This window comes from Erysipelotrichaceae bacterium 66202529 (genome assembly GCA_017161075.1).
In the GTDB taxonomy this organism is placed as follows: domain Bacteria; phylum Bacillota_I; class Bacilli_A; order Erysipelotrichales; family Erysipelotrichaceae; genus Clostridium_AQ.
On the sequence record CP046174.1, the window covers coordinates 4232782 to 4258413 of the forward strand.

The window sequence follows — 25632 nt, forward strand, 5'->3', positions numbered from 1 at the left end:
ACATATTTTAAGGAAAGGCCTCTTTCATCCGGAAAATCAGAATCTTTTCAGCAACCAAACATAAGAAAAAAGCAGCGATCCAGCTGCTTATGCGTGCTTTACCCGATCATGCTCCTCGGCGCGTTTTCCGTTATTAAAGCGGTCAACTGTTCCAACAAGATATCCGGTAATACGTCTGATTTTTTCAAAGCCCTCCGGCTGTAAATGATACCCAAGACCGACTTCCTCTCCGTCAAAGCTCAATTCAACAGAGGAGATTTCCTTTTTCGGATTATTTTTGCGAATGTAGCTGATATAGGCGCGTGCCTCTTTTTCATTTACCCTTTCATTTGACTGAATTTCAATTCCATCTACCATAATCTGATATTCCATATGTGTATCCTCCTTATAACGATTATCCTTATTATATCCAAGTCGCTGTTTACTTACAATCATAACGCCTGTGAAGTTCTTTCGTTAAATCATCGATATATAATTTCTGCAGCTTCTTCAAATCCCACGCTATTCCCGCAACAAGCCGCATCACAGGATGATGGATTTCTATCTTTTCCTCCAGAACTAGCAAACAGCCGCCATCCGCAAGACTCTGCAGCCGCCCTGACCAGTCCCCGGAAAACCGTTTGTTTTCCATATGGAAGGCATATAATGAATTCTGCTTTTTTTCTGTAATCGTAAACATGGTTTCATTTCCATTCGGATAGATTTCCCGAAAGGTCAGCGCATCTACTGTTTCTATACGCTTTATATCACTTCTCCATGCATACTGCGTAAGATCCGTCATTACCTCCCAGACTGCCGCAGAATCAAAGGGCAGCTCACAACGCCAGGTTGAGCTTTTCATCATGCCCCTCCATTGCGTACCATTTTTATTTTATTAAATGGAAACAGCACATACACATCCTTACCGCGAATATCCTCCCGCTTGAATGTACCAACACGACGGGAATCATAGGAAACAACACGATTATCCCCCATCAGGAAATATTCATCGTCCTTCAGAGTGCGCTTTTCAAAATCCTCTGTAAAATTATTGCCGTGACTGCGAATCTGTTTTGCATAGGAATTATTCAAATACGGCTCATCGAGCGGCAGGCCGTTTACATACACCACATCATCCTTTGCATAGATGGTATCTCCCGGCAAGCCGATGACGCGCTTTACCCAGTTTTCATCCTTTTCTTCATTATAAACAACGACAACATCAAACCGTTTAATGTCCTGAAATTTTGCACTGAACACATTCATGAGGCCAATTTCTCCATCCTCCAGCGTAGGATACATGCTTCTTCCATCCACACGTACCGGCTTGATGACAAAGGTCGTCAGCAGGAAAATGCAGACAAAGCAAATAACAAATGTCTTAACAAGATCCAGCAGCTCATATTTTAGCCCTTTTTTCTCTTCCTTTTTCTTTTTCGGCTTTATGTTTTCCGTTCCATCAATCACTGCCTGAAACGTTTCTTCCTTATGTTCTTTTTGATCCATAATGCACTCCTTCCTTAACAGCATGGTTTAATTATAGCACTGCTTTTTTAAAACGAAACTCTTTTTTTCAAATGTTAAGAAAACCTTTTGTTGAGGAGATATCACATTTTACAAAAAGGTAAACATTTTCAATCTTTTCAGTATAAAAAAAGAAAACGGAGAACTGTTTGAACTGCCCCTATATATCCGTTATAATAAATATAGACAAAGAACACATTACAGCTTCATACTATACGGAAATGAGGTGCCGCCCATGTCTGAAAAAGATCGTTTCTGGAATTGTCTGGATAATTGCCGCAACATATTGGACTCTCTGCCAAATCCTGTGATTGTTACAGATATGGACAAAATTGTACGCTATATCAATAAAGCAGCAAGAGCGATCGTTCCCTCACCCTGTGAGAATTTACTGAACCAGCCCTGCTGTAATTTTAACACCCCCTATTGCCATACAGAGAACTGCTGTATTGAACGCTTTCTGCGCAATGAGAAGGGGGCCATACAATACGGGCCGGATGATCTCATAAACCGCGTGGATATCTCCTATCTCACGGATGAGGAGGGCAATCATATCGGCTATATCAATGTATCTACAGATGTGCGGGAGCTGATTGAGGTACAGCGACAGCTGAAGATCAGTCAGGAGCGCTATGAGATTGCATTGCAGCAGGCACGCACAGCCCTATGGGAATATGATATAAAGGAACGCACCATTCAGCGTATCGATGCAATACACGGACAGTTTTCCGAAATCTTTCCAAATGAAGGAATCATATGCGATGTTCCAGACTCTTTGATTGAACAGGGCATTGTCTACAGGGATTCCATCGAGGAAATCGAAAGCATGTATGCCCAGTTAAAGGAGGGCTTAAAAAAGGTTTCCGGACAGCTGCATATGCGCAATATGAAGGGGGAGGAGCGATGGGTTGAAATCAGCTGTACGACTATTTATGATGAAACGGGAAGAGCTATAAAAGCAATCGGCATATCAAAAGATATTACAGAACAGAAGCAGCTGGAATACAGTTACCGGAATGAGCGGGAGCTCCAGGAGGCAGTATCCACCGGATTCCTGAGTGTTTTTGAAGTAAATGTCACAAAGAACTGTGTCATCCTGATTGACAAGCATGCAAAGGGAAAGCTGCATAAGCCGTTATCTGAAATTACATATGATGAAATACTGGAGGCTACGCTGCAAAAGGTACATCCCGATACACAAAAACGGGTTCATAACGCAATGAACCGCAATACGCTGTTAACGGAATATGCAAAGGGTGCGCGTGAACTTACAATCGAATATCAAAAGCTTGTAAATAATACATACCGCTGGATCAACGCCTCTGTTCACCTATTAAAAAAAGAAGAAAGCAGTGATCTGTTTGCCCGTATGTTTCTTAAAGATATCCATTCACAGAAGGAAAAGGAAGCAAGGCTGCAGGAGGAGGTTCAGATTGATGCACTGACAAACACCTTTAACCGCAAGGGATTCATTGATCACGTCAATACGCTCCTGAATCATAAGCCGGATATACAGTGTGCACTCATGATTCTGGATATTGATAATTTCAAGGAGGTGAATGATACCTTCGGACACCTCTATGGAGATGCTGTGCTTTCAGAAACTGCTAAGAAAATACAGCAATATTGCCGTGAGGATACATTGATTGGACGTCTTGGCGGAGATGAATTCATTGTCTTTTTTCCACAGTTAAGCAATGCAGAAGCAATTCAGCATATCGCAGAACGCCTGCAGCAGGCGCTGATGAATACATATACCTCAGGCAGTCATACGGTACGCACGAGTATTTCCATGGGAATTGCCTTTTATCCGGTACATGGAGTAACCTTTACTGAGCTGTATGATAAAGCAGATACAGCGATGTATCACTGTAAAAAGAATGGAAAAAATAAGTGGTCTGTCTATGATGAGAAAATGAAGCGCACACAGCAGATCATAGAGCGGCTGGAAGCTGATCCTGTAAATGATACGCAACTGAACAAGCCGTTTGAAGGCAATATCGGTGAATATATTTTCCGTATTCTGTATCGCAGGGATAAGATGGACGATACGACCATCCGTACGGTGCTTGAGCTGGTCGCAAGGCATTACGGTATGCAGTATTTCTATGTTATGGATTTTGACAGAGAAGGCCGCACCCTGTATCCGCTTCTTATCTGGGGTGAGCAGAATCAAAATCTGTATGCGGAATTAAAGGCTGAGGAACAAACGGCTGTGTTGAATTTCCTTGCGTCTGTCCATACGGAAACCGATCAGATATGGTTCATAGAAAATCGGGAACAGGACTGCTTTACCCGACTGCCTAAAGAAATTATGGAGAAATTGCATATGCAGGCACTGGCACATATGAGTGTACCGGTATCTATTCACCACGATGTATTGATCGGCTTTGCGGACTTGTGTGAGAGGCATAGCTTCAGCCGTGAGGAAAGAAATGACATTCGGACAGTATTTGAAGTTATCGTTACCTTCCTGCGTGATCAAAGGCAGCGCATACAGCAGAAAAAATATACGGATACGCTGCTCTCTCTATTAAACAATCTGGGTAATTCCGTATATGTTATCAATCCGCATACCTATGAGCTGATTTACTTCAATCAGAGTCTTCGTGAGGTATTTTGCGGCATTGAAACAGGAAAGATATGCTATCGGGTCTTTCGCTGCAAGGACACCCCATGCAGTGACTGTCCGATACAAAAGCTATCCCAGAATGCTTCATCCGCCACAGCTGATATTTTCAATGCAAAGCTGCAGGCTGTTATCAAAACCACGGCTGCCTATGTGGAATGGTACGATCATCAGAAATATGTACTCCTATCCTGTGTGGATGTTACAAAATACAACCGCTGATTTGTAAAAGCACAAAGCCTCCTTAGAAAATCACTTTTGACAGGAGGCTTTTTTGTATGCCTGTGAAATCTGATATTTCTATTTTTGTTTTCTTTCCTTTGATCCGGGAATATGTAAAATAGAACGATACTTCGCGATTCCCCTTCTTGAAACATACAAATCAAGCTCTTCCAGCATGACAACAAGATCCTGATCACGGTAGGGGCAATGCTTATCCTCTGTATCCACAAGCTTTTGTATTGCTTTCAGTATGGAATCTTTACTGCTTCCCTCCTTTGTCGCTGATACAAACAAATCCTTAACCGCATAAATTTCATTTTGGAAAACATAATACTTGTTCGACAGTGTCCGTGATACAGTGGATTCATGAAACCCTGTTTTCTTTGCAATATCCATCAATGTACAAGGCTGCAGCTCATCCATGTATAGAAAATGATTTCTCTGTATATGCACAAGCTCATTCACCATCATAAGCAATGTCCTGTTTCGTTTATGCAAATGGTCTATAAAATAATAGGCTTCATCAAAATATTCCCGCAGCTCCTTCATTTCTTCCTTCATTACCAGAAGCTCATCCTCAATCTGAAAATGTCCCAGCTGCTTTGGTATGATTTCTATTTCTCCATCCTGCGCCTGAATTTCAAAATCCGGTAAAGCTGGTGGTGGACACTCTGCCCCATAGGAACTGCATGGATATGGCTGGCATTCCTGTATTTCCTTCAGACAGGCATACACCTGTTCAAGAGATAAATGACAGGCGGCTGCAATCGCTTTATAGTCCTTGTGTATGATTTCCTTTGCATACTGTGTGAAAATCTTTTCTGCCGCATGCTTTCCTTTTCTCAGCAACTGTACCCGTATGCTATCCCTGCAGCCTTCTGCAGCAACACCGCACGGCTCAAACGACTGCAGCAGCTGAAGACTTTTTTGTATGACAGTTTCCTGTGTTTGCAGGAGCTGAGCATATTCATGTACCGAGGCCGTGAGGAATCCATTCTCATCGAGGGATTCAATCAGATAACTGCAGACAGTCTCGTTAAAAGCAGAACGGCAGGTATGCAGCTGCATATACAAATCGTCTTTGAGCGTTTGTTTCATGGAAACCGTTTCCTGCAGGAGCTGATGCATATCCGCAGACGGTGTGTATTCAATCACCGGATTCCGCTCTGCCAGTGCCTTTATGTACTCCAGCAAATCCTGCTTACTCATTTTTAAAATATCCAGTGAGTTTTTCATAGTCTGTGATAACTGCAGGGTCTGTGACAGCTTTTGTGTATAAATAAATTTATGCTCCAAAAGAATCCCTCCTCTCACCCATATTCTAGCAAGAATTGTGCCACAGAAGCTATGTAAATTTTAATCTTGACATTTATTTTCTTTGAAATTACTATTCTATCAAAGGGGTGATAGTGTGAAAGAGAAAATTCTCGCAATCATCAGAAGAAATTGTGAACAGCATTTGTTTGAACGTAATACGGCAGGGGAAATCAGTGAGGAGGTTCATGTGAGCCGAAATGAAGTTGCCGCAGCACTGCAAAATCTGACAAAACAGAAGAAGCTGATTAAAATTGAATCCAGACCACTGTATTTTTTAGACAGAGTGTATATGGAGCAGGAATACCAAACACAGATACCGGAAAGCAGCTATCCATCACTCGAGCTTCTTCTGGCATACTGCAAAAAGGAACCGCAGGATTTTGACAAGCTGATCGGTCATGACGGAAGTCTGGCTGAACTGATCCGCCAATGCAAGGCAACCATTGCGTATCCACCGGATGGACTTCCCCTGATGCTATATGGGCCGACAGGATCCGGTAAGAGTCTGATTGCAAGACTTGCATTTGAATATGCCAGAAACAAAGGATTACTGGCTGATCAGGGAAAATTCATTGCGGTAAACTGTAGTGAATATGCAAATAATCCGGAATTACTAACTGCCAATCTGTTTGGCTATGTCAAGGGTGCATTTACCGGTGCGGATCAGAACAAGGCAGGGCTCATTGAGCTGGCAAACGGCGGGGTCTTGTTTCTCGATGAAGTGCATAATCTCAAGGCGGAATGTCAGGAAAAGCTGTTTCAGTTCATGGATCGCGCCATCTATCACAGAGTAGGTGACAATGAAACCTGGTATACCTCAAGGGTTCGCCTGATCCTTGCGACAACCGAGCCGCCGGAAGAGGTATTACTGAAAACACTGCAGCGAAGAATCCCTATGACGATAACGGTTCCCGGCTTGAAGCAGCGGGGTGTACAGGAAAAGGTTCAGCTTTTATATGCAATGTTCAAGGAAGAAGAACAACGCCTGCATAAAACGATACTGCTTAGTACCAAGGTGTACAATATACTGCTTTCCCATGATTTTACAGGCAATATCGGCGGCTTAAAAAGCTGTGTGCAATCCTGCTGTATCAACTCCCTTTTTCAGGATAGCGATCATAAGGAAATGCAGATACAGCTCGTAAGCCTTCCTTCTCATATCCTCAATGATATCACTGAGAAAAGCTCTGTCTACACGACCTCTACAGAATATATACGTTTACAGGATCTTATGAGCTTTATTCATACAGACAAGGAAATCATACGGCTGAATGAGGAGCTGCTGAAGCACTTCGCTGCATTTGAACAGCATGAAATCGACGAGGAAGCCTATATCAGGAAATGCTGTCATGCTGTATGGAAATATTTTGATAACACGCTGCTTTCTGAATCACAGGCGCAGCAAAAAGATTTTTATCAAAGCGGCATACAGCATATCTTCGGGATCGTAAGCGGTCAGTATAAGCTGGCAATCAGCAATAACGATGTGTTATCTGTATGCAGCTATCTCAACGCATACACAAAGGACTATCACAGCTTTAGGAACTGGTCACTGAAGAACAGGGAGAAGACAGAATTGTTTCTCAGCTATATGAAAACACGATTCCCCAGAGAATACAGTCTTGCTTCAGAAATCGGAAATTATCTGACCTCCTATCTGGATATCGATATCCTGCCAATGACCATCATAACCTTTATCCTGTATTTCAAAAATCTGTTTAAGGATGAGCAGCACCAGAAACGCACCGGTGTCATACTGGCACATGGATTTTCCACAGCCAGCAGCATTGCGGATGCCGTTAATAAGTCCCTGGGAAGCTATGTATTCGATGCCATCGACATGCCGTTAAATGTGGATATGGGCTCCATACTGGATCAGCTGAATACCTATCTGAAAAAGCTGGGAGGTACGCAGGAGCTGTTTCTTCTCGTGGATATGGGAAGTCTGGAGGAAATATATAAGGGGCTTCATCTCAATAATGTTAACATTGGCATTATCAACAATATCAGCACAAAAGCAGCACTGGAAATCGGCATCGGCATGCTGCACAACCAGACGATGGAGGATATCTTTAAGCGTGTTGTGAGCGGTAATGTAACCAGCTATCATATTGAACGCAACAGACAGAAAAAACATGCAATTCTCTGTTCCTGTGCAAGTGGTATGGGTACAGCCGAAAAGCTGAAGCAGACAATCGAGGATTCTTTGCCGCTTCAAAGCGAAATCGCCGTCCTGGCATATGACTATAATGAATTGGTGGAAAAGGGAATGAACAGTACATTATTTGACAGCTACCATATCCTGTGCGTTATCGGAACACTGAATCCCAACATTGAACAGCTGTACTTTATACCGATTGAAGATTTGATTATCAATGATACGATCGACGGATTTGATCAATGTCTGGAAGATGTGATGACGAAGGAACAGCTGATCTGTTTTAAAAAGAACATCCTAAAAAACTTCTCCTTGTCCAATATCATGAACAGTCTCACCATATTGAATCCCAATAAGCTGCTGGAGCATATTGCAGATGCCATTGACAGATTGCAAACCATTCTTTCCGTACAGCTTGCCAACAATACCTGCTTTGGTTTATATGTACATATGAGCTGCCTGATTGAACGCCTGGTTATGAATAAGGGAATTGAGCTGTATCCGGATATGCTGGCGTTTGAAGAAAATCAAACAGCATTTATCGCACAGGTAAAAACCGCATTTACAGATGTGGAGCAATTTTACGGTGTTCAGATACCGGTCGCAGAAATCGGTTATGTATACGATTATGTAAAAAATGATTTGAATTATATAAAATTTCACTCATAAGTGTGCCCTGTGGCACACTTTTTGCTTGTATACCGATGAGACATGTAAGCAAAGAAAAAAAGAAAACAATACGCTCTGTGGCACAATCCTTGCTTGTATGCTGTTGAGCAGCAATGCCTTTAAAACCAGACTGTGTGGTACAGAATTTGCTTGTATGAAAATGAAAGGAGAATCAGCTTGAGAAAAATTACGATAGCTTCGCATGGTGAGTTTGCGAAGGGACTGAAGCATTCCATAGCTTTGATTGTTGGAAATCTCGCAGATGATATCAATACCTTCTGCCTGTATCCATCTCAAAGCCCAATGGATTTTAAGGAACAGATGGAGGAGGAGATCAAAAAGCATCCCGAAAACGAATATGTCTTTCTGTGTGATATCAAAGGAGGCAGTGTCCATACGGTATGTTCGCAGCTGTGCCGGTATGATAACGTCAAGGTATTCAGCGGCACGAATATGAATCTTGTTCTCGATCTGCTGTTATCCGGTACAGAAACAATTATGAATGAACAGAAGGAAATACTTTTAAAGCATGCAAGAGATGGAATAACACTTATGACCAGGGTTGATCTGGTCGAAAAAAAGGACGAGGAGTTCTAGGGAGGTAGAAGCATGATTAAGTGTTTAAGAGTTGACCACAGATTATTACACGGCCAGGTGGCATTTTCCTGGACAACAGCATTGGGTGCTGATTGCATTCTGATCGCAAATGATGATGTGATGAACGATGCTATGCGGAAAACGACAATCAAGCTGGCAAAGCCAAGCGGTGTCAAGCTGGTAATCAAGACGGTCGCAGATGCAATCGAGGCTTTAAACAGCGGTGTTACAGATAAATACAAGCTGTTCATTGTGGTGGAGTCCATTGAAGATGCCTATCAGATCGCCACAAATTGCCCGCAGGTGAAGGCTGTCAATCTGGGTGGTACCAAAGCAAGAGAGGGTACACGCAGCATTTCCCGGGCAGTGAATGTGAACCCGGATGAAGAAAAGAGAATACAGGAATTACTGGATGCCGGTATGGAAGTGGAAATCCGTATGATACCGGTAGATAAATCCATAGATGCCCGTACAGCATTACGTGAAGGAGGAGGTATAAAATGATACAGGCGATTTTATTGGGGATCATTGCATTTTTTGGAAACTGCGATTATGCACTGGGGACAAGCCTACTGAAAAATCCAATTGTTTTAGGGCCACTGGTCGGCTTTGTTCTGGGGGATGTCACAAAGGGAATCATCATCGGTAGTACGCTGGAGCTTGCGTTTATCGGCGCACAATCCATCGGAGCATTTGTACCGCCAAATGTAGTCGTCGGCGGTGTGCTTGGAACAGCCTTTGCCATTACAACCGGAAAAGGTGCAGAGGTGGCAGTAACACTTGCATATCCGATTGCCATTCTGGCCAGTATTTTTGAAAATCTGTTTATGTCCGCCATCTTCCCGCTGACCGGAACATGGGCTGATTCATATGCAGAAAAAGGAAACTATCGGGCGATTGAAATGATTCATATCGGTGACGGTATCGTACAGAGTCTGACATTCGGTCTGCTTGTGACCTTTGGTTTTCTGATTGGAAGCGGTCAGGTGGAAACCCTTGTTAATTCTATTCCTGCAGTTATTACAGACGGTCTGACGATTGCGACAGGTCTGCTTCCTGGTATGGGGTTTGCTATGCTGGCACAAATGACACTGAACAAGAAGGTTATCATGTTCTTTTTCCTGGGCTTCCTTCTTTCTGCCTATGTCGGTGTTCCGGTACTCGGGATTGCATTGCTTGGTGTGATTGCAGCGTTCCTGAAGGTTGACTTTTTCTCGGATACAGCAGTAGCTGTCGATGGAGGTGACGATGATGACTTCTAATACAAAGGAACTGATTACAAAAAAAGATTTGCATAAAATGTTCTGGCGATCCCTGCCTATGGAATTTTCCTGGCATTACGAACGGCAGATGCATATGGGATTTGAATTTATGATGATACCGGCATTACGTAAAATATATGAAAATGATCCGGAAAAATTCAATGACTCCCTGCAGCGGCATCTGGAATTTTTCAACACATCCATGTACTTCAGTACGTTTATTGCAGGTATCATCATATCCATGGAGGAAATGAATTCCAGACAATGCAATTTTGATACTGCTTCCATCAGCACCATGAAGGTTGCTTTAATGGGGCCACTTGCCGGTATCGGTGATTCTGTTTTCTTTGGTACGATTCGTATTCTGGCGATTGGTGTTGGAACCTCCTTAGCTGCACAGGGGAATATTCTCGGTACCATCCTATTTCTTCTGATTTTCAACATTCCTGCCTATGCTGTCCGCTATCTAGGTGCAATGAAGGGCTATGAGCTGGGGGCAAATTATCTTGAAAAAATACAGAAATCAGGCATGATGGATAAATTTATGCTTGCGGCATCTATTGTCGGTGTTATGGTCATCGGTGGAATGACAAAGGAATTGATTACCGTTAATACACCTATTTCCATCGGCTCCGGTGATGCAGCGACGGCAATCCAGGAAATTCTTGACGGAATCATGCCAGGTATGTTAAGTCTCGGTGTTATGGGTGTGTATTACTGGCTGCTGAAAAAGAAGGTCAATGTTATCGCGATGATTATTGGAACTGCCCTGTTTGGTATCTTCTGTGCATGGCTTGGTATCCTTGCCTGCTGATGACTGATGAAAAAATAAAAGGAGGTGACAGTTTTGGTTATTGATATGCATGTATCTCCGGCTTTTATAGAAGAGCTGAATTCCAGTGAGGAACAGCTGCAGTATTGCCGAAACCAGACAGGATTATATAAGACGGATACAGCCTCGATTTCTTATATGAAGACGATGTGCAGGGTTTCTGAAATCGAAAAGCTTTGTTTGCTTCCCCTTGATTTAAGTACCATCAACGGCGGTTTTCTCGGTACAAATGAACAGGTGGCAGACCTGGTGGAAAAAGAGCCTGATCTTTTTATTGGCTTTGCAAGTGTGGATCCGCATCGCATAGATGCCATTGACACAGCGATTCATGCATTTGAAAAGCTGCATCTGTCAGGACTTGTCCTGCATCCCGGACAACAGCATTTTTATCCAAACGATGAAGCGTTACACGAGCTTTATAAGGTATGTGAGAGTTACAATAAACCAATTATATTTCACAGCGGGATGTCTGCACGTCCGCAAACGATCAGTAAATACGCACAGCCTTTGTTATTTGAAGAGGTTGCCTTACAGCATCCTAAGCTGCGTATCTGCCTGACACATTTCGCCTGGCCATGGGTTCGTGAGGTATGCATGCTGATGCTGAAGTATAAAAATATATATACGGATACAGCCCTGCTGTATTTCGACAATCCGAAGGAATTTTATCACCAGTCCTTCTGTGTGGATATCGGAGAACACTGGATTGATCGCAGCTTACGGCATCAGATTATGTTTGGTTCCGATGAGCCGCGTCTGGAACAAAGACGTATGCTGGAAGCCTTAAAACAAATGGACTGGCGGGACAGTACAAAACAGCTCATATTTAAAGAAAATGCACTCGTCTTTTTAAAGGGAGGCGAATATCATGACTGAATACAGGGAGCTGACCTATGAAACACAGGCCTATAACGAGCTGCTTCCGATTGCTCAGGATATCAAAAGGCTGGTTGCGGAAAGCTGTATCCAACAGGGTGTACTTTATATTATTACAAAGCATACGACAACCGGCATCACAGTGAATGAAAATCTGGAATGTCTAAAGGATGATATCCTGCAAAGACTTGGTATGCTGTTTCCTGAGGACGATGCTTACTACCATGCCAGATTTCTTCAAAGCTATGGAGCTATGGCCGGTAATCCCACAGGACATTTAAAAGCAATGGTTACAGGAAATCATGCTGTATTTCCAATCGTTGATGGTGCCATTATGCTTGGTAAAGCACAGGAGATTTATTTAGCGGAATTCGACGGGCCGCAGATACGCGATGTAATGGTTACCATACAGGGCGAATAAACAAATATAAAATATAGAAAAGAGAGGGTTATAAACATGTACAATTTTGATAAAGAAGCATATTTCACAGACGCAAAGCTAACCTATGACACAAGAGGTGAAATTGAACGGGTTGCCGATGAGGTTAGCAAGCAGGGCTTTAAGAACATATTCTTTATTTCATCCGGTGGATCACTGGCAGTTATGCAGCCGATTCAATACCTGCTGCGTTCCAAATCAAGCATTCCAAGCTATTGTGAAATTGCATCAGAGGTAATACTGACAGATAATAAACAGCTGAATAAGGATTCCATCGTTATCACTTCAAGCAAATCAGGGACAACAACAGAAACTGTTGAGGCAATTGATTTCTGTAATAAGAAAGGGATTCGTGTCATTGCCTTTTGTGGGAAAGCTGATACACCGGTGGATCAGAAGGCTACGTATTCCATTATTGGTAAGGCTAAGGACGCAGTGGAATTTGAATATATCCAGCACTATCTGCTTGCCTTCCGTCTGCTGTATAACAATGGTGAATTTGATGCTTACGAAAAGCTAGCAGATCAGTTAGAGAAGCTGCCGGAAAACCTTGTTGCTGTAAAGGAAAAGTTTGAGCCTGTTGCCGCAAGCATTGCCGAAACCTATTACAATTCCAATATCCAGTACTGGATTGGCGGCGGTACGCTGGCACAGGAGATTTACCTTCATGCAATGTGCATTCTGGAAGAAATGCAGTGGATCAAAACAAAATCCATTAAAAGTGCTGAATTCTTCCATGGAACTCTGGAGGTAATTGAAAAGGATACTCCGGTATTCCTTGTGAAGGGTGTTGATGAAACACGACCGATTGACGAGCGTGTAGAGCGCCTGATTAAAAAGTTGAGCGATCATGCTGTTATCATAGATGTGGCAGATTATAAGTGTCCTGATATTGATGAAGCATTCTTTGATATCATTTCAACCTCCATTGTTACTACCATGCTGGATGAGCGTTTAGCAATTCATTATGAACGTGTGACTGGTCATGACCTGACGACCAGACGTTATTACCGTCAGTTTGCATATTAAAGAAGAGATAATTCAGGCTGAAAGCCATAGGAAAAGCAGGTAATTTTAATCGCCTGCTTTTATCTTTGTTATTAAAATGTGGTCAATTTTTTCATTGTTCATTTGACAGTAAAAGGTAGTTGAACCTTTTCAGCCATTCGTTGTGTTCGTTTAATTTTGAAAAAGAGAAGCTGAATATTGTATGCATTTTATTATGATATACAGCTTCCAGTTGTAAAGAATGCTGGAGCTCTTATTACGTGATATAACTATCGCTCCATCATACTGATGGATTCAATTCCTACACTTCCGCCTCTTACAACTTCAATATTCTTAAATTCTTCCTTCATCAATTTGATTACAGCATCATTCTTTGTCGCAGTCTGTACAAATTCCAAAAGCAGACTGTCTCTCCCGTAATCAATTACCTTTGCTTTGAAGGTCTGTGCAATCTGAAACAGCTCAGTTTTTTCCTGAAGTGTACAGTTTTGCACCTTTACATATAAAATTTCCTTCATTCTGACAAATATATCTGTAAAATCAATTACTTTAATAACCTCCACAAGGCGGTTAAGCTGTTTCTTAATCTGTTCAAATGTTTCATCATCACTAACGGTGGCAATCGTCATTCTCGAAATCGTCGGATCCTCTGTCGTCCCAACCGTCAGACTGTCCAGATTATAGGATTTGCCAGAAAAAAGACCGGATATTTTTGACAAAACACCAATTTGATTTTCCACATACAGCGATATCCACCGCTTCTTCATACCGTTCCCATTCATATGCTCTGTTCTCCTTTATATATTACATACATGCCTTAACAATCCATAATCATATTCTTCAGTGTACCGTTGGGTTGTATCATTGGATATACAAGATCCTCGGGATTGATAATGAATTCGATAATCACCGGCGTTTTCTTGCTCTGCATCGCTTCACGAAGAGCTGGCTCGATCTGTTCCTTTTCTGTCACACGAATACCCTTTGCCCCATAGCTTTCCGCAAGCTTCACGAAATCCGGTGTATATTCCGGACAGGAGACCTCTCCGCACTTATTACGACATGCGGCTCCGGAGCGTAAGCAGGTCATTGCATAGCGTTTTCCGTAAAACAGCTTTTGCCACTGCCGTACCATACCTAGATTATTATTATTGAAAATACAGGATATGATCGGAAGCTCCTCGAGGACAGCTGTCGCAAGCTCCTGAATATTCATCTGCATTCCGCCATCACCGGATATGGAAAGTACAGGGATGTCCGGATTTCCGATTTTTGCCCCTATGGCACCAGGCAGGCCATATCCCATCGTACCAAGACCACCGGACATCAGCATTCTCTTTTTACTGGTAAGCTCTAAAAACTGAGCAGTAAACATCTGATGCTGTCCAACATCGGTCACAACGATTAGCTCATCGAACATACGGTTAATCGTTTCTATAATATCCTGCGGTGTCAGATACGGCTTCTTTTTCATCATCAGCGGATGAGCAAGCTTCCATTGCTCTATCTGATCCAGCCATTTCTCCGTATTGTATTCTGTTACATATTCCAGCATTTTATCGATTGCTTCCTTGGCATCCGCAACAATCGGAATATCCACCTGTATATTTTTTGATATCGCTGCCGTATCAATGTCAATATGCACGATTTTCGCATTTGGCGCAAAGGAATGCAGTTTACCTGTGATGCGGTCATTAAACCGCGTGCCTATGGAAAACAGAAGATCACATTCATTGACGGCCATATTACACGCATAGGAGCCATGCATTCCGATATTACCGATATACAATGGATGAATGCTTGGGATAGCTCCTTTCCCCATAATCGTTGTCACAACCGGTATATTTGTTTTTTCAGCCAGCTTGGTAAAAGCATCGTTTGCCCGGGCGATATTAATACCGCCTCCAACTAGGAATAGCGGGCGCTTTGCCTTCCCCAGCATTTTAATTGCACGCTTCAGCTGACCGATATGTACTGCCGTATTCGGTTTATATCCACGGATATTCACCTTATCCGGATAATCTGCATCCCCCAGCTCCCCCATAACATCCTTTGGAAGATCAATCAGTACCGGGCCGGGCCTTCCGCTTGCGGCAATATAGAAAGCCTCTTTGATAATCCGTCCAAGATCCTCTCTGTTTCGCACAGTTACGCCATATTTTGTAATACTGCGTGTAATGCCGACAATATCAACCTCCTGAAATGCATCATTACCGATCAGGTTTCTTGCCACCTGACCGGTAAAACAAACAAGCGGAACACTGTCATAATAGGCAGTCGCCAACCCTGTAACCAGATTGGTAGCCCCTGGCCCGCTCGTTACCAGACAGACTCCCGTTTTGCCTGTGGAACGGGCATATGCATCCGCCTCATGTACGAGCGCAATTTCCTGCCGTGGAAGTATGATTTTTATGCGATCCTGCTTATATAATTCATCGCTTATATCAATCGTGCATGCGCCAGGATAGGCAAAGATTGTATCAACACCCTCTTCCTGAAGCGCTTTTACCAATAATTTGTTACCACTGATTTTCTTCATAAGCTGCCTCCCTCATATAATAATATCTGTATTCACATCGTATACAGGGAAAGAAATCATGTTGTTGCCATAACTAATCTTACCCACATACCTATTCTGTTCTTTTTATATTATAACAGAAAATGCATCGTTTCTGTCATGAAACCGCTTAAATTGACTCATGCTTTCCTTGAATATGAAAGAAAAACAGGAAATTACCGGAGTTAGAAAAATCCGCATTCCCTGCTTTATTCTTATGTTCTGCAGTATTAAGAGCTCAGGAGCATTTCCTGTTCTTCAGGATAAGCTGTTAATATGTTAATATTTCAATGCCATGCTCTGTAACAAGCAGGGTATGCTCCCACTGCGCGCTCAAAGAGCCATCCTCCGTATAGGATGTCCATCCATTGTCCTCGTCAATATACAGATGATAGTCTCCTGCATTGATCATTGGCTCAATTGTGAACACCATTCCCGGGGCAAGCACCATACCGCTTCCTGCCCTGCCGACATGACCGATGACAGGATCCTCATGAAACTCTTTTCCGACACCGTGCCCTGCAAAGTCTACAACCACACTGTATCCCTTACTGGTGGCATACTTATGAATGACAGCACCGATGTCCCCAACATGGCCCCATGGCTTCACAGCAGCAATACCGATATTCAGACATTCCTTTGTCACCTCTACAAGCCTTCTTGCTTCTTCACTGACCTCTCCAATCATAAACATACGGGAGGCATCCGAATAATATCCGTGAAAGATCGTAGACACATCGACATTAACGATATCGCCTTCCTGAAGGATAATGTTATCGTCCGGAATACCATGACAAACCTCATCATTGATTGAAGTACAGCAGCTTTTCGGAAATCCTTCATAATTTAATGGTGCTGGTATTGCGCCGTGGGATACCGTATAATCATAAACAAGACGGTCAATTTCTCCGGTACTCATACCAACGTGAATGTTCTTTGCTACATGGTCCAAAACCCCGGTATTGATATTGGCACTCTTTTTTATACCAATGATATCCGCTTTATTTTTGATCAGAGAACGATCCGGTATGATGTGTCCTTCTCTTGCCAGCTGTGCAAGCTTTTCATCAAATTTTTCATGACACTGTTTATATTTTTTTCCGCTACCGCACCAGCAACGGGTATTTCTATGCATTTCCATAATCTATACACCTCATTTCAACTTCTATAGTATAGCACTTATTGATACACTTTTCACATCAAAAGATGCAAAGGACACGAAATTTATAAGCAGAACGATGGTCCTGTAATTAGGATAACAGGTATTCGAAACATCTTTATTATATAGAATAATTACCATGTGAATAATTCCGTTTTCCCTTTTGCCTGTGTTCGCAGGCATGGTATAATACAGGCAAAGGAGCTGAGCTTATGAAACGTTTACCAATTGGTATAGAGAATTTCAAAGAATTGATAGATAAAAATTATTATTATGTTGATAAAACAGAGTTCATAAAAGATGTCTGCAATGAGAAGGTTGCTTTATATACCAGACCTCGGCGATTTCACCGAAATAGTGTCGATACCTTTGGTATCCGACAAGAGGCGCGCTAGTAGCGGGGAAAACGCTGAATATGAGTATGCTCTATTATTTCTTTTCTATTAAGGAAACAGAGAATGCATATCTTTTTCAGAACTTGAATATTTCAAAGGATACACAGCTACTGAAACATCAGAATCAATATCCGGTTATTTTTATAACCTTAAAAGATATGAAGAATAATTCTTTTCATAAGCAATTAGAAATGTATTCCCTTTTGATACAAAAGGTTATAAGGAAAAACAAAGAACTATTAACGAGCAAAGATATCGATGAATTTGACAAGGAGAGAATAATCAATCTGTATCGTGGAGTACACAATGAAGTTGATTTACAAAATGCTCTTGGGTTTATTTCTGATTGTCTTATGCAACATCATCATAAAAAAGTAATCCTATTGATTGACGAATATGATGTTCCGTTACAAAATGCCTATTTGAATGGGTATTATGATGAGATGGTGAATTTTCTCAGAAATGTATTCAGTGCAGCTTTTAAGACAAATGATGCGTTGGAAAAAGGGGTGCTCACAGGCTGTTTGAGAATCGCAAAAGAGAGTATTTTCACCGGTCTGAATAATTTTAGGGTGGTTTCTATTTTCGATGAAATCTCCAATCAGCGCTTTGGCTTTACGCAGCCAGAAATTGATACGATGCTGCAGGATTATCAGCTGAAGGATTACCAAAAGCAAATGAAGGAATGGTATGATGGTTATCAATTCGGTGGCTGTGATATCTACAACCCATGGAGTGCCTTGATGTATGTGGATAAATTAGCGAATACAAGCAGAAGGGAGCCGGAATCCTTCTGGGCGAATACAAGCGGCAATGATATCATTTATCGTTACATAAAAGAAGCGAACCCAAAAATGCGGGATGAATTTGATATTCTGGCAGCTGGAGGAATGATTGAAAAGGCAATTAAGGATGATATAACCTACAGGGAGATGGATCAGATCAGCAATGTATACAGCTTTTTGTTGTATACAGGCTACTTAAAGGCTATTCGCTGTCTGGATGAAGATAAGCGGATTTATCAGTTAATGATACCAAACAAGGAAATTAAGCGGGTGTTTCTGTCCATATTCAGTGAATGGTTTGATGAGCAGGTGGAGCACAGCGGCAATTCCTTTGTGGAGGCTCTGATGAAGGAAGATCTAATACAGGCAGCAGATATTCTTAACAATATCCTGTTTCAATCCATCAGTTATTTTGATTATGACGAAAAATTCTATCACGGTCTGTTAATAGGAATGCTGAGTGAATATCAAACAGTGTCCAATGGGGAAGCTGGACTTGGGAGATTTGACATAGCAATCCTTCCACTGAGCCGGATGTCTAGAGGTGTGATACTGGAATTGAAGGTCGCAAAGCAGGAGGAGGATTTGCAGAAGCTATCGGAAGAAGCTTGCAGGCAGATAAGAGACATGAAATATATTGAGGGCTTACAGAAGAAGGGATATGAGGATATCCTTGGATATGGCATTGCCTTTTATAAAAAGTCTTGCATCATTACAGCTTTATAAAATGAATCATGATTTGTTCATGCTATTTCTAGTAGATAGTGAGGTTCTTTATAGGTTGACATTATAAAAAGATTGCATAGATTGGCAATCTTTTTCATTGAGCTTACACATATATGTGAGGTTATACTGATAACCTTTTAACTGCTTCATAAGCTTTATACTGCTTCTGTTTCCTTTTTCAGTATTGCTTCCTCTGCTTTTTTATGTTCTTCCTGTTCCAGTTCCTTTCTTGCGAGCCGCTTGAAATCAGCATCTCTGGTCTTTCTCCTTGGAAGAAAATGTTTAGTAAAGGATCCCTTTCCACGTTTTTTTACATAGAAATACCCAAGGATAGAGAATGTTCCAGCGCCAATGAAATTAACCAGCAAGTCCTCCATGGTATCGATCAGTCCAATATCTAGGTAACCGTTGAATCCTAGCTCCTTACCATTCACCGCAACAGAATGAATGCCATCGATCGTAATCGGAATATTACTGTTGGTCGGGTCCAGCATGACAGTCGTAATACTTTGAACAATCGTATCCTTCTGCATATCTGTTCCCATAAAGGTATCCATACCAAACTCAAAAAACTCCCATACAACTCCAATCGTCATGGAAAAGCAAAACGCAACCAGCGTCATGAAAACCGGTGATAAACGAAATTGGAGACGGTCATCATTATTTAACAAATCCACCAGTGAGAAACCGATTGCAGCAGCCAGAAACCCGTTCAGCGTGTGCAGAATCGTATCCCACATAGGGAATAAAATATAGAAGGATTGTATTTCACCCAATATCTCTGCAGAAAAGATAAACAGCAGGATGATGATTTCCAATGCTGTCGGCAGTTCGATTTTCAGCTCCACTTGTAAAAAGCTGGGAACTATAAAAAGAATCAGTGTCAGCAGACATAAGAATACATTTTCAAAATTGCGATTAAAAATCTGAAGAATCATTACAACAATAACGAGTGCACGCAGTGTCAGATAAACAAGAAATGATTTTCTGTGTTCCTTAATTTCCATATCAATAGCTTTTTTCATGGTCTGATATTTTTTTCGCATAGAACACCTCCTGAATTTTTTATTACAATCATATATAATTCTGAAGGAAATTTCAACAATTCTTTTAAAATATCAGATAATTACCATGTTTTAATTCTACTCGATATGCTTTTGCACCAGAGATGAGAATGCAGGATAAGTTTCCGCCATGTATGGATACTCATCGATTGCAAGAATAACCTTTTCATTAACTTTTGTATCTATAAAGTCTAATATACCTTCTATGCTTTGAAAGGAAGGAATAGAGAGTCCTGGAAGATAATAATTCGTGACTGCATTTGATAAACCTCGAATATTACTTTTTAAATCAGATTCAACCGCCATCATATAGTAAATACTTTTTCTCCTTTACAAAATTCGTTTATGAGCGTTGATTTTCCAACTCTTCTCCTTCCATAAATAACAGCAAATTCAAAGGTATTACTGTTATACATTTCATCAAGTCTGTTTAACTCCTGTTTTCTTCCTATAAACATAATTGCCTCCATATATTACTAAGTTATGACTTAGTAAGTTATAACTTAGTAATATACCATGCTTTATGAATTGTCAATACAAAGAATATTCATAATCTTCCATAAATTATTATAGAAATTCATTCACATATGAAAGTTATTGATACTATATAATTCAATTCCATATCATATGGGTATTTTCTATGTGAGCAATCAAAGTATTTAGATAATCATAAAATATCCTGTTACGATTACCATAACAGGATATTTCCCTATAAGATTATTTGTTACTTTGCTTCATTTAAGTCCTGTTTCAATCCGGAAGAAACATATTGCTCTGCCTTCCATGCTTTATCTGCACATCCCAGAATTTTAATGAAATGCTTTGCTGTCTCCTTATATCCTTCTTGCAGCATCGGCATTAAGGCATAGATATTATTACCCTCCATACCGACCTCCTGTATTTTATTATATGCTCCGCGGAACAAGTCATTCGCTACATTTACTTTACTGATACCAAGACGGCATGCTGTTGCCAGATTCTCATCACCGGTACCGCTGCCACCATGTAACACCAATGGTACCGGAACTTTTTCTGCCAGCTCTTTCAAAAGATCAAGACGAAGCTTTGGCTTTCCTTTGTAAACACCATGTGCAGAACCGATGGCCACAGCTAGACAGTCAACGCCTGTCTCCTCCACATACCGCACTGCTTCATCCGGCTGCGTTAAGGCCGCAATTCCATCCACAGCATAATTCTCACCGACACCGACATGACCTAGCTCTGCCTCTACACCGACACCTGCAGCATGTGCAATTTTCACAAGCTCCTTCACCTGTGCAACATTTTCTGCATATGGAAGAGAGGAGCGATCCACCATGATTGTGTGAAAGCCGGCATGAATTCCTTTTACTGCATCCTCAAAGGTTGCACTGTGATCCAATATAAACGCTACCGGTACGCTCGCTTTTATCGCAAAATCATGAAGCATGCGGCCAAAATACTGCATATCCTTATTATGTCCCCAGCCACATAGCATGATCAAGGGGGCATTCATTTCCTCTGCTGCTTCCACGCATGCTCTCAATGAAAGCTCATCTACAGCTGACAATGCCGGTACTCCGTAATGTCCCTCTTTTGCCCGCTGCAGAATTTCTGCCATACTTACTAACATCTTATATTCCTCCTTATGTTAAAATGTGATAATAATTCGAAATGTATCCGGACGTATTGCTGCTTCAAATGCTTCCTGTGCCTGTTCGCACGGATATACTCCGGAAACCAGCTTTTCCGGGTCAATCAATCCTTTGCTTAACATATTGACCGCCCGCTGAAAGGAACGTACACTTGGACTTACTGCTCCTGTAATAACCGTTTCACTGGAATGCAGCCAGTTTGGACTGATTTCAATAGGCTTATCTGGATGCTGTGAGCTGTACATGACGCATCTTCCCAAGGGTGCCGTCATCTCGACAGCCTGCTTAGCCACGGCACTGATTGGGGTCGTGTTAAAGACAGCCTCGGCACCGATTCCATTCAGATTTTTTATGTAATCAACCGGATTTGTTTTCATCGGGTTGATAGTATCATCACATCCCAGCGTCTTTGCCAGAGCACGACGTTCAGCATCCGGCTCACTCATGATAACGCGTGCACCCGACAGCTTGGCACAGAGTACATGCAGCATGCCCATGATACCTCCACCTAACACTGCAACATCATCTCCAAGTGCAATCTGTCCACGTTCAATTGAGTTCAGCACACAAGCCAGTGGTTCGCTGAACACTGCTGCTGTATCGGAGAGTGATTCTGGCAGCAGATACGCCTGTGATGGATCAATGTTCAAATACTCTCCAAGCCCTCCTGTCCCTGGTATTTCCATTTCCTTATCAAATGGTGCATTGATATCAACGCACAGATTTTCTTCTCCATGACGACAGAAATAACATTTTCCGCAAACCTGAATCAAACGGGCTGTCAGCTTTTTTCCAATCGGAAACTCACGCTCATTTACGCCTTCCCCAATAGCCGCAATGCTTCCTACAATTTCATGTCCGCCAACAAACGGCAGCGGCATTTTGGATTCCCGTGTAAATACACGCTGTTCCCAGGTACATAATGCACATGCTTTAATATGCATCAGTATTTTGCCCGGCTTTACATCAAGACGCCGAACCTCTTTCACCTCAACCTTATGATCATCTGTAATTGCTACTACCTTCATTTTCTCATTCATATGCTGTCCTCCATTCTTTTCCATCATATAATTCCTGATACATTGCTTTTAATTCAGCCGCAGAGAAGGTCTTTGGTGCACACTGCACATTGGCATCCTGCATAGCCTGCTTCACATAGGTATCAATTTTACACATATAGGCTTCACGGTCGATACCGGCTGCCCGTAGGGTAATCGGCATATTTATATTGTGATACATCTCCCATATCCTTGCTATCAGACGCTCCTGTTTTTCCATAGAGGTCCCACAGATTCCCAACTGATCAGCCACTTCCTCATACAAAGGCTGCGGCAGCAGATGACACATCGTATACGGCAGAATAAGCCCGGTCATCAGTCCATGCGGCTTTCTGAAATCACCGCCGGCCTGATCCATTCCATGTGCCATACCGGTAATGGAGTTATTGATACATGCACCTGCAATCGTTGCACTCAAATGAATATCACGACGTGCATTCAAATCACCATTGCAGGAAGCCTCCAGCTGTTTAATTATCTGCACGGCTGCCTGAACACTCTGCATCCGTACCATATCCGAAGCCAGAACAGATATACCCGCCTCTAATGCGTGGGCAAGAGCATCACATCCGGAGAATGCAATGACGTGCTTGGGAAGACTGATCAACAGGTCATAATCAAGAATAGCTGTGCTTGGTATGATTTCATTGCTTAAAACCATACACTTTCTCTTCTCTGTATCCTTTACTACCGCACAGCCTGTTGTTTCAGAGCCTGTTCCACTGGTTGTAGGAATGGCAATTAGTTCCTTTTCCCTTGTGAATGATTCCACAGCATATGGGGCAAATGCCTGTTCCCATGTATAATCAGGGTATTCTGTAAACAGCCATAGCACCTTCGCACTATCCATAACAGAGCCACCTCCGATTGCCACAAATACATCCGGATCAAAGCGCTGCGCTTTTAGAATAGACGGTTCCAATAGCTCTGTAGTAGGCTCCTGCGGCATATTACACAGGACTTCATAATCGCAGTCCTTTAGAAGCTCATTGAATAGCTTTGTTTCAAGCTGTAATGCCTTCAGAACATTTTCATCGACAACCAAGCCGATTTTTTTATCCTTCCACCGCTGCAGTTCACGAATTGCACCATTTCCCATGATATACTTCGTTGTTTGGTATTGTTTAATCTCCATTTATTGCCTCCCTATACACTCAAAATTCCCGTTAATCCGCCAATCACACCAATAGCGATTATGACTAGCATTACCAAAACACTTGATTTCCCTGCTTTCAGCAGCTTATAGCAGCCCAGTGTCAGCAGCAGTGGAAGCATACTTGGAAGAATAGCATCAAATAGCTGCTCCTGCATGGAGAAGCTTCCCTCTGCCTGTGGTATGCTGATACCGCATTTCATAGTCACAAAATTAACAACCAATGCTCCCAGCACCATGCAACCCATAATACTCGCTGCGGATATCAAACGTTTAATAACACCATTCTCAAGCATGCTGAGAATTGCATCTGAACCTTTACGATATCCCAGTAAAAAGCCAAAGCGTGATATGCCGAATACAATAACTGCCATAACCAATGAGAATACTAGAGGAATGACCCAGTTACCACCTTTTGCAAAATCTACAGCGAATGCAATAAGCAAGGGGAGAATGACACCCTGTATCAGGGTATCACCAATACCCGAAAGCGGCCCCATCAATCCGGTTTTAATTGAGGTGATTGCATCATTATCAAGTTCAGCTCCCAATGCCTTCTGTTCTTCCATTGCCAGAACCAGGCCAACAATCGATGATCCCAGACAAGGCTCACAATTAAAGAAGCTGGTATGACGCTGCATAGCCTCTATACGTAAATCCTTATTATCCTTGTAAAACCTTCGAAAGGCCGGTGTCATAGCATGAAGAAAGCCGATTCCCATCATACTCTCATAATTGTAGCAGGCCTGATTATTGAACAGCCATAGCAACCAGGCTCTATTAACCTCTTTACTGGTAAGCAGGGTTTTCTTTTCCATAGTTTCACTCATGCCGCATTACCTCCTGTACTCTCTTTTTTCTGTGTATAGACGATTGCAATACAAAGGGATATAAATCCAATCGCAATCATACTCAATCCCGAATATACAGAAATCAAGAACCCGATGAAGAAAAAGATTTTTGCTTCTCCTTTGAAAATATACATCAGAGTCAGACCAATACCAAGAGCAGGCATCATCCCTCCAATAATCATAAGGATGTTTAAAACAGTCCCACCTAAAGCATCAATAATACCCTGAATATAGCTGGCTCCGAAATAGCATGCCAGCATACACGGAACAAAGGTAAGCACAAACAGCATTAACTGCGGCAATAATACAGAAGGAATCCAAACCTTTCCTGCCTCGCCTTTTTCCGCTAAATGATCTGCCATATGTGCAAATACGGAATCCAGTGTCAGACGTCCGAACCACAATAAGGTACCGATCAATCCAATCGGAACAGCAATCGCCAGAGCAGCTTCCGTATCCAATCCTCCTGTTATACCCAAAGCGGCTCCCAAAATCCCAGCCAGACACATATCTCCGGGTAAAGCACCACCTGCTGATATAAACCCGACATACATCAGGTTTATGGTAGCTCCTATCATGGTTCCCTGTGCGGGATCACCAAGAATCATCCCTGTCAGGCAACCACTTATCAAAGGTCTGTAGACGGAATAATAACCAACCGGTCCTGCAATGATCGAGCTATTCCCCAAATAATAAATAATCCCCAGTAAAACAGCCTGTAAAATACTCATAAATACC

At 42.1% G+C, this 25632-nt stretch carries 26 protein-coding genes; 11 read left to right on the forward strand and 15 right to left on the reverse strand.

Annotated elements, in window-relative coordinates; translation table 11 throughout:
* Nucleotides 1–87: 87 nt before the first annotated feature.
* Genes GKZ87_19965 through lepB form a run of 3 tightly spaced genes read right to left on the reverse strand, consistent with a single transcriptional unit; the run spans nt 88 to nt 1485 of the window.
* Nucleotides 88–372: a hypothetical protein gene (locus GKZ87_19965; protein QSI28027.1), complete on the reverse strand. Its 285-nt coding sequence runs from the start codon at nt 370–372 to the stop codon at nt 88–90.
* A 49-nt stretch (nt 373–421) separates the two neighbouring features.
* Complete coding sequence (locus GKZ87_19970; protein QSI28028.1) at nt 422–841, reverse strand: hypothetical protein; 420 nt, start codon at nt 839–841, stop codon at nt 422–424.
* A complete protein-coding gene (gene lepB, locus GKZ87_19975; protein QSI27612.1) occupies nt 841–1485 on the reverse strand; it encodes a signal peptidase I in 645 nt (214 codons plus the stop codon). The genes GKZ87_19970 and lepB overlap by 1 nt, the downstream gene beginning before the upstream one ends.
* Before the next feature lie 253 nt (nt 1486–1738).
* Between lepB and GKZ87_19980 the strand changes: the two genes are divergently transcribed.
* Complete coding sequence (locus GKZ87_19980) at nt 1739–4354, forward strand: diguanylate cyclase (GenBank protein QSI27613.1); 2616 nt, start codon at nt 1739–1741, stop codon at nt 4352–4354.
* 78 nt (nt 4355–4432) lie between these two features.
* Here the strand turns inward: GKZ87_19980 and GKZ87_19985 are convergent, their stop codons facing one another.
* Nucleotides 4433–5650 (reverse strand): RNA polymerase subunit sigma-54, encoded by a 1218-nt coding sequence (locus GKZ87_19985; protein ID QSI27614.1) that lies wholly within the window; start codon nt 5648–5650, stop codon nt 4433–4435.
* Between the two features lie 115 nt (nt 5651–5765).
* On the opposite strand from GKZ87_19985, the gene GKZ87_19990 reads away from it, so the two are divergent.
* The 8 genes from GKZ87_19990 (at nt 5766) to GKZ87_20025 (ending at nt 13533) form a co-directional block, all read left to right on the forward strand.
* Entirely contained in the window at nt 5766–8498 is a 2733-nt protein-coding gene (locus tag GKZ87_19990; protein ID QSI27615.1) for a PRD domain-containing protein, read from the forward strand.
* 150 nt (nt 8499–8648) lie between these two features.
* Nucleotides 8649–9095, forward strand: coding sequence for a PTS sugar transporter subunit IIA (locus GKZ87_19995; protein QSI28029.1), 447 nt, complete (start codon nt 8649–8651; stop codon nt 9093–9095).
* A 12-nt stretch (nt 9096–9107) separates the two neighbouring features.
* Nucleotides 9108–9599, forward strand: a complete 492-nt coding sequence (locus GKZ87_20000; GenBank protein ID QSI27616.1) for a PTS mannose/fructose/sorbose transporter subunit IIB — start codon at nt 9108–9110, stop codon at nt 9597–9599.
* Nucleotides 9596–10357: a PTS sugar transporter gene (locus GKZ87_20005; protein ID QSI27617.1), complete on the forward strand. Its 762-nt coding sequence runs from the start codon at nt 9596–9598 to the stop codon at nt 10355–10357. Before GKZ87_20000 ends, GKZ87_20005 begins: the two co-directional genes overlap by 4 nt.
* Nucleotides 10347–11171, forward strand: coding sequence for a PTS mannose transporter subunit IID (locus tag GKZ87_20010; GenBank protein QSI28030.1), 825 nt, complete (start codon nt 10347–10349; stop codon nt 11169–11171). The genes GKZ87_20005 and GKZ87_20010 overlap by 11 nt, the downstream gene beginning before the upstream one ends.
* Nucleotides 11172–11216: 45 nt before the next feature.
* Nucleotides 11217–12065 carry an amidohydrolase family protein gene (locus GKZ87_20015; protein ID QSI28031.1) on the forward strand — a complete coding sequence of 283 codons (849 nt, stop codon included), beginning with the start codon at nt 11217–11219 and terminating at the stop codon, nt 12063–12065.
* Nucleotides 12058–12486: a YjbQ family protein gene (locus GKZ87_20020; GenBank protein QSI27618.1), complete on the forward strand. Its 429-nt coding sequence runs from the start codon at nt 12058–12060 to the stop codon at nt 12484–12486. The genes GKZ87_20015 and GKZ87_20020 overlap by 8 nt, the downstream gene beginning before the upstream one ends.
* A gap of 36 nt (nt 12487–12522) precedes the next feature.
* Nucleotides 12523–13533 (forward strand): SIS domain-containing protein, encoded by a 1011-nt coding sequence (locus GKZ87_20025; GenBank protein QSI27619.1) that lies wholly within the window; start codon nt 12523–12525, stop codon nt 13531–13533.
* A gap of 248 nt (nt 13534–13781) precedes the next feature.
* Here GKZ87_20025 and ilvN read toward each other — a convergent pair whose 3' ends face one another.
* From ilvN to GKZ87_20040, 3 genes are all read right to left on the reverse strand, one after another.
* Complete coding sequence (gene ilvN / locus GKZ87_20030; GenBank protein QSI27620.1) at nt 13782–14294, reverse strand: acetolactate synthase small subunit; 513 nt, start codon at nt 14292–14294, stop codon at nt 13782–13784.
* Between the two features lie 35 nt (nt 14295–14329).
* Entirely contained in the window at nt 14330–16051 is a 1722-nt protein-coding gene (gene ilvB / locus GKZ87_20035; protein ID QSI27621.1) for a biosynthetic-type acetolactate synthase large subunit, read from the reverse strand.
* Between the two features lie 289 nt (nt 16052–16340).
* Nucleotides 16341–17210 carry a methionyl aminopeptidase gene (locus tag GKZ87_20040; GenBank protein QSI27622.1) on the reverse strand — a complete coding sequence of 290 codons (870 nt, stop codon included), beginning with the start codon at nt 17208–17210 and terminating at the stop codon, nt 16341–16343.
* A gap of 230 nt (nt 17211–17440) precedes the next feature.
* Here GKZ87_20040 and GKZ87_20045 point away from each other — a divergent pair, with 230 nt between their 5' ends.
* Together GKZ87_20045 and GKZ87_20050 are read left to right on the forward strand one after the other, a co-directional pair.
* Complete coding sequence (locus GKZ87_20045; GenBank protein QSI27623.1) at nt 17441–17623, forward strand: AAA family ATPase; 183 nt, start codon at nt 17441–17443, stop codon at nt 17621–17623.
* Nucleotides 17624–17643: 20 nt separating this feature from the next.
* Nucleotides 17644–19134 carry an AAA family ATPase gene (locus GKZ87_20050; GenBank protein ID QSI27624.1) on the forward strand — a complete coding sequence of 497 codons (1491 nt, stop codon included), beginning with the start codon at nt 17644–17646 and terminating at the stop codon, nt 19132–19134.
* 155 nt (nt 19135–19289) lie between these two features.
* Here the strand turns inward: GKZ87_20050 and GKZ87_20055 are convergent, their stop codons facing one another.
* From GKZ87_20055 to GKZ87_20090, 8 genes are all read right to left on the reverse strand, one after another.
* Entirely contained in the window at nt 19290–20180 is an 891-nt protein-coding gene (locus GKZ87_20055) for a hypothetical protein (GenBank protein QSI27625.1), read from the reverse strand.
* 96 nt (nt 20181–20276) lie between these two features.
* Complete coding sequence (locus GKZ87_20060) at nt 20277–20507, reverse strand: hypothetical protein (GenBank protein ID QSI27626.1); 231 nt, start codon at nt 20505–20507, stop codon at nt 20277–20279.
* Nucleotides 20504–20668 (reverse strand): hypothetical protein, encoded by a 165-nt coding sequence (locus GKZ87_20065; protein QSI27627.1) that lies wholly within the window; start codon nt 20666–20668, stop codon nt 20504–20506. Before GKZ87_20065 ends, GKZ87_20060 begins: the two co-directional genes overlap by 4 nt.
* Nucleotides 20669–20922: 254 nt before the next feature.
* Complete coding sequence (locus GKZ87_20070; GenBank protein QSI27628.1) at nt 20923–21810, reverse strand: class II fructose-bisphosphate aldolase; 888 nt, start codon at nt 21808–21810, stop codon at nt 20923–20925.
* A gap of 18 nt (nt 21811–21828) precedes the next feature.
* Nucleotides 21829–22872 carry a zinc-binding dehydrogenase gene (locus GKZ87_20075; GenBank protein QSI27629.1) on the reverse strand — a complete coding sequence of 348 codons (1044 nt, stop codon included), beginning with the start codon at nt 22870–22872 and terminating at the stop codon, nt 21829–21831.
* Nucleotides 22865–24025, reverse strand: coding sequence for an iron-containing alcohol dehydrogenase (locus GKZ87_20080; protein ID QSI27630.1), 1161 nt, complete (start codon nt 24023–24025; stop codon nt 22865–22867). Before GKZ87_20080 ends, GKZ87_20075 begins: the two co-directional genes overlap by 8 nt.
* Nucleotides 24026–24036: 11 nt before the next feature.
* Nucleotides 24037–24873 (reverse strand): PTS system mannose/fructose/sorbose family transporter subunit IID, encoded by an 837-nt coding sequence (locus GKZ87_20085; protein QSI27631.1) that lies wholly within the window; start codon nt 24871–24873, stop codon nt 24037–24039.
* Entirely contained in the window at nt 24870–25625 is a 756-nt protein-coding gene (locus GKZ87_20090) for a PTS sugar transporter subunit IIC (protein ID QSI27632.1), read from the reverse strand. The genes GKZ87_20085 and GKZ87_20090 overlap by 4 nt, the downstream gene beginning before the upstream one ends.
* Between the last annotated feature and the right edge of the window lie 7 nt (nt 25626–25632).